The organism is Geobacillus thermocatenulatus (assembly GCF_002217655.1).
GTDB classification, from domain to species: domain Bacteria; phylum Bacillota; class Bacilli; order Bacillales; family Anoxybacillaceae; genus Geobacillus; species Geobacillus thermocatenulatus.
In genome coordinates, this window is record NZ_NEWK01000001.1 from 1 (window position 1) to 5,000 (window position 5,000).

Consider the following 5,000-nt stretch of genomic DNA (forward strand, 5'->3'; position numbering starts at 1 on the left):
CCTAAAGGGGGAAAGCTATCGATTACGGGAAAAGAGGCTCCAACAAGAAAAACAGAAGGATCAGTGAAAGGTCCTTCTGGGGAATTTTAAACCGGCGATTTTGGGGAAAAAATAATCGGCCTTGACAACCTTCTCGCCGCCGCGTGATGCAAGCGGGAAAGATTCCGTAAAAATCGTCGGACATAAAACAAGATGACCTCCTTGGTGGGAAAACCAACCTGTTTGGTCTTCGCTCCTCGCCTTGGCGTTTCGAGCCACGTTTTGACCGCTTGCCAGATGACCGGCCGTGTATATTGAACATACGGGAGGAGAAAAGAAGGCAGCACACTCACGGTTTTACGGCACTCTTGACAGCGATATCGTGCGATCCAAAGGTGATACTCCCCCTCTGCCGTCAACGCATAGCGTTGGTAGTATCCGTGACGATGCAAGGGGCGGCGGGATGGACAGTGGGGGCATTGGTTCACGTCGGGAAAATCATCGTTCCCTTTCCCACGATCCGTATACGTTTGAATGTCAATGCCAAAGTCGTGAAACTGGATCACACTTCCTCCCCCTCTCCTTGAAACGAATGGAAATCTTCGTCCGAAACAATTCACAAAAAAATTAGCACATTCCTTCAGAAAAGGGGAGAGGGCTTCCTGAAAGAATGTGCAAAAAAATGGGCGTTTTGTGCTGAAATAAAATGATAATTTACAAAATACCATACAAAAAGTTTAACGAGAAAAAGATAGAATGAAAGGAGATAGGGAGAAGGAACAAGAAAGCAGTTCCTTCGGGAAATAACAAAAAAGGGTGACGAAAAAAAGAAAAGGATTTCCTTATCCCTTTCCCCTCTTTTTGCTCACTCCAAATAAAAAGGAATCGAGAAATGTACTAAAGGCACTTTCCCCGATTCCCTTGAATTCTCTTCTTCCCTCTTTTCCTCAACAATCATCAGACTTTTTTGTGTATCGTCAAAGTTTTTTAAGGGAAACAATATGATAAATTACTTAAACAAGTTATTTATTGGACTGAATTTCGCATGTCCTTGCTGCACTTCGCTGCTGAAAAGGTTGACATACACTTTTGTTACTTCCAATGACGTATGTCCTAGTATTGCTTGCAATTGAAATGCATTTGCCCCATTTAACACACATAATTTGGCGAATGTATGACGGAATGTGTGTGGGGAACAGCGAACATTCTTTATCCCTGCTTTCTTTCCATACTCTCTAATCCTATCCTGTACTTGCTTTTTACTCAATGGAGTGTTGTCCCGAGTAATAAATAAGTAATCTGTATCGACATTCCCTCTGACAACCAAATATTTTTTTAATTGATTAATCATTTTATCTTGAATAGGAACAAAGCGCTCAAAGCCACCTTTTGTGTTTCGAATACGGATGACCTTTTGTTCCCAAATGATATCCGTTGTTTTTATACCCACCAGTTCATTTACTCGAACTCCCGTTTCCAACAACAACATCATAATCGTATAATCCCTTAAACCTATAAACGTACGAAGGTCACACGCTTTAAATAACGCCTTTATTTGCTGGTTGTCAAACGTTTCTACAATCTTTTTTCTTTCCTTTAACAATTTGATGTCTTTCATTGGATTGTTTTTTATGAGATTTCGATCTTCCAAAAAGTTGAAAAATGCCCTCATGGCTCGTAAACGGGAGTTAATGCTTACCGTCTTCAGCCCTTTCTCTTTCATATACATAATGACATTTCGCTTAATGGTTTCTCCTGTCCATTCACTTACACGTAATTCGATTTCTTGCTCTTTCAGAAGTTTTACAAATGCATTTAACTCACTGCGGTAATATTTAATCGTATGTTCTCTTAAATTCCTCAATTCGCAATCCTCAATAAATATCTCTAGCAATTCATCAAAAGTGTATTCAATTTCTGTGTTGCCATCAGATATTAGCAACAGTTCCTCTCGACTCAGTTCACCTCTCCTTCTTCTCTTGCTATTTCTCTGCAATGTTCCCTCATTTCTCACTTCCAACTCACCTCACCGAACACGATTAGTCGCACACGATTTTTCTTACTCGAATCGTATTCGGTAAAAATAAAGAAAGGGTTCCCACATTCATGAGAACCCTTGATCCTAAAGCCTTCTCCCTATTTTCAATGCCGATGGTGGGAGTCGAACCCACACGGGGGGCTACCCCACACGATTTTGAGTCGTGCGCGTCTGCCAGTTCCGCCACATCGGCGCGACAATCAATATTTTATCAAATCTTTTTACACATGTCAACACTTTTTATTGGTTAGATGGAGGCGGCACCCGGATTCGAACCGGGGGTAAAGGTTTTGCAGACCTCTGCCTTACCACTTGGCTATGCCGCCTCGATCGAAAGCGGAAGACGGGACTCGAACCCGCGACCCCCACCTTGGCAAGGTGGTGTTCTACCACTGAACTACTTCCGCATCATTGGCTGGGGTAGCTGGATTCGAACCAACGCATCACGGAGTCAAAGTCCGTTGCCTTACCGCTTGGCTATACCCCAACGATGAAAAGGAAAGGGCGACTAGTGGGAATCGAACCCACGCATGCCAGAGCCACAATCTGGTGCGTTAACCACTTCGCCATAGTCGCCATAATGAACAAAATGGCAGGGGCAGTAGGAATCGAACCCACACCGGAGGTTTTGGAGACCTCTGTTCTACCATTAAACTATGCCCCTTTGCGAAAATGGTGGAGGGGGACGGATTCGAACCGCCGAACCCAAAGGGAGCGGATTTACAGTCCGCCGCGTTTAGCCACTTCGCTACCCCTCCAAGAGATGGTGCCGACTGCAGGACTTGAACCCGCAACCTACTGATTACGATTCAGTTGCTCTACCAATTGAGCTAAGTCGGCATAATTATGATATAAATCGTGGCTCATTGTTCATTTGTTGTGTCCCTTCCTCTACCAGCCAATTCGAAGAAGCCAGATGCGTCGGGACAACTCGCAGCCGATTCGATGAAGCGTATGCTCGTCTCTACCACTTGAGCTAAGTCGGCATAGTGAACTACCCACCACCTACGCTTCGCTTAGAGGTGGGGGCTTCAAGCGACTTGTGTGTGTTCGCCGAACGGTAAGCCACACACAAGAACCCTTTACGCTTCCCTTCGTTCCGAAGGTGTCCGTTCTAGCCATATTCTATCATACTCGTTGGCTAACGCCAACCGACATTCATCTCCCACTTTCACTTCGTTTAGAAGTGGGAGACTTCTTTCGGAAAGATGTTAAAATTGGGGAACTATAACCCAAATGGTGGCTCGGGACGGAATCGAACCGCCGACACAAGGATTTTCAGTCCTTTGCTCTACCGACTGAGCTACCGAGCCGTATTATATTTTTCACACTGCCTATTGATACCGCTTTGTGCCTCTTCCTCTGCCAGCCTCTTCAAAGAAGCCAGATGCGTCGAGGCAACTCGAAACGAATTCAATGAAGCGGATGCTCGTCTCTACCGACTAGGCTGCCAAGACATCATGATTTTCCTAATTTTTAAACAATGGCGGTCCCGACGGGACTCGAACCCGCGATCTCCTGCGTGACAGGCAGGCATGTTAACCACTACACTACGGGACCAAATTTTGGTTGCGGGGGCAGGATTTGAACCTGCGACCTTCGGGTTATGAGCCCGACGAGCTACCGGACTGCTCCACCCCGCGGCGATAAGAAATGATTCAGTTTTGATCATACTCTGAGTAAATTTTTCGTTGCCCCTTCCTCTACTAACTGATTCGAGGAAGCGAGATGCGTCGGGGCAACTCGAAGCGGTTTCGATGAAGCGAAGGCTCGTTGCTCCACCCCGCGATGATGAGAAAGGAAGTCAACTTTTATATTAAGATGGTGGAGGATGACGGGATCGAACCGCCGACCCCTTGCTTGTAAGGCAAGTGCTCTCCCAGCTGAGCTAATCCTCCACGAAGAAGTGACCCGTACGGGATTCGAACCCGTGTTACCGCCGTGAAAGGGCGGTGTCTTAACCACTTGACCAACGGGCCATGTTGATGAATCATGGCGGAGAGCAAGGGATTCGAACCCTTGAGGCGCTATTCACGCCTACACGATTTCCAATCGTGCTCCTTCGACCACTCGGACAGCTCTCCACGATGGCTCCGCAGGCAGGATTCGAACCTGCGACCAATCGGTTAACAGCCGATTGCTCTACCACTGAGCTACTGCGGAATCACAAGAATAGTCATTTTACTGAGCTACTGATAAACGACATCGCTTTAGACATTTATTATTATAATGATTCGCGCTGAGCTGTCAAGAGTTTTTCATTCCTTCAAAACTAGATAACCGTCGGAAGAAGCCGCGGCGCTTCCGCTTTTCGCTGTCTAGTTCCGGCCGCCATCGGCTCGCGACGCTTCGGTCCTGCTGCGGCGGGCTAAGCCCGCTCGCAGGCCCTCCAGCGCGTTTCGCCGATCAGCGGGCGGCCTCCACTTTTCTGCTGTCCAGCTCCGGCTCGCCGCCGCTCGGGATCAAATAACCTTCCCCCTCGGGGTGCCAGCACCCCTCGAGGTGAAGAACATTTGCCCGTCGCGGCGAACCGCTCGCCTGCGCTTTTCTAGGTTAAGCCCTCGATCGATTAGTATCCGTCAGCTCCACGTGTCGCCACGCTTCCACCTCGGACCTATCGACCTCGTCATCTTCGAGGGATCTTACCCGCCTAACGCGGTGGGAAATCTCATCTTGAGGGGGGCTTCACGCTTAGATGCTTTCAGCGCTTATCCCGTCCGCACATAGCTACCCAGCGGTGCCCCTGGCGGGACAACTGGTACACCAGCGGTGCGTCCATCCCGGTCCTCTCGTACTAAGGACAGCTCCTCTCAAATTTCCTCCGCCCGCGACGGATAGGGACCGAACTGTCTCACGACGTTCTGAACCCAGCTCGCGTACCGCTTTAATGGGCGAACAGCCCAACCCTTGGGACCGACTACAGCCCCAGGATGCGATGAGCCGACATCGAGGTGCCAAACCTCCCCGTCGATGTGGACTCTTG

General features: G+C 48.2%; 1 protein-coding gene, 15 tRNA genes, 1 rRNA gene and 1 pseudogene (1 of these 18 running past the window's edge). All 18 read right to left on the reverse strand.

The genetic code is table 11. The features are described 5' to 3' along the window. Nucleotides 1-128: 128 nt before the first annotated feature. Nucleotides 129-545 (reverse strand): annotated as a pseudogene (locus B9L19_RS19200) (DUF6431 domain-containing protein); the annotation flags it as partial. 443 nt (nucleotides 546-988) lie between these two features. Then, a complete protein-coding gene (locus B9L19_RS00010; protein ID WP_241771949.1) occupies nucleotides 989-1,993 on the reverse strand; it encodes a tyrosine-type recombinase/integrase in 1,005 nt (334 codons plus the stop codon). Between the two features lie 132 nt (nucleotides 1,994-2,125). Continuing rightward, nucleotides 2,126-2,210: transfer RNA gene (locus tag B9L19_RS00015), tRNA-Leu, on the reverse strand. A gap of 59 nt (nucleotides 2,211-2,269) precedes the next feature. Continuing rightward, nucleotides 2,270-2,343: transfer RNA gene (locus B9L19_RS00020), tRNA-Cys, on the reverse strand. Between the two features lie 9 nt (nucleotides 2,344-2,352). Then, nucleotides 2,353-2,424, reverse strand: a tRNA-Gly gene (locus B9L19_RS00025). Between the two features lie 5 nt (nucleotides 2,425-2,429). Beyond that, a tRNA-Gln gene (locus B9L19_RS00030) sits at nucleotides 2,430-2,504 on the reverse strand. A gap of 16 nt (nucleotides 2,505-2,520) precedes the next feature. After that, nucleotides 2,521-2,593: transfer RNA gene (locus B9L19_RS00035), tRNA-His, on the reverse strand. 14 nt (nucleotides 2,594-2,607) lie between these two features. Then, nucleotides 2,608-2,681: transfer RNA gene (locus B9L19_RS00040), tRNA-Trp, on the reverse strand. A 9-nt stretch (nucleotides 2,682-2,690) separates the two neighbouring features. Next, nucleotides 2,691-2,775, reverse strand: a tRNA-Tyr gene (locus B9L19_RS00045). Between the two features lie 6 nt (nucleotides 2,776-2,781). Continuing rightward, nucleotides 2,782-2,857 (reverse strand) — tRNA-Thr (locus B9L19_RS00050). A 397-nt stretch (nucleotides 2,858-3,254) separates the two neighbouring features. After that, nucleotides 3,255-3,330: transfer RNA gene (locus tag B9L19_RS00060), tRNA-Phe, on the reverse strand. Between the two features lie 171 nt (nucleotides 3,331-3,501). Continuing rightward, a tRNA-Asp gene (locus B9L19_RS00065) sits at nucleotides 3,502-3,577 on the reverse strand. A gap of 6 nt (nucleotides 3,578-3,583) precedes the next feature. Then, nucleotides 3,584-3,660: transfer RNA gene (locus B9L19_RS00070), tRNA-Met, on the reverse strand. A 179-nt stretch (nucleotides 3,661-3,839) separates the two neighbouring features. Next, nucleotides 3,840-3,915, reverse strand: a tRNA-Val gene (locus tag B9L19_RS00075). 9 nt (nucleotides 3,916-3,924) lie between these two features. After that, nucleotides 3,925-3,996 (reverse strand) — tRNA-Glu (locus tag B9L19_RS00080). A gap of 14 nt (nucleotides 3,997-4,010) precedes the next feature. Continuing rightward, a tRNA-Ser gene (locus B9L19_RS00085) sits at nucleotides 4,011-4,101 on the reverse strand. A 4-nt stretch (nucleotides 4,102-4,105) separates the two neighbouring features. Continuing rightward, nucleotides 4,106-4,180: transfer RNA gene (locus B9L19_RS00090), tRNA-Asn, on the reverse strand. 386 nt (nucleotides 4,181-4,566) lie between these two features. Continuing rightward, nucleotides 4,567-5,000 (reverse strand): 23S ribosomal RNA (locus B9L19_RS00095) (it continues 2,495 nt past the right edge of the window).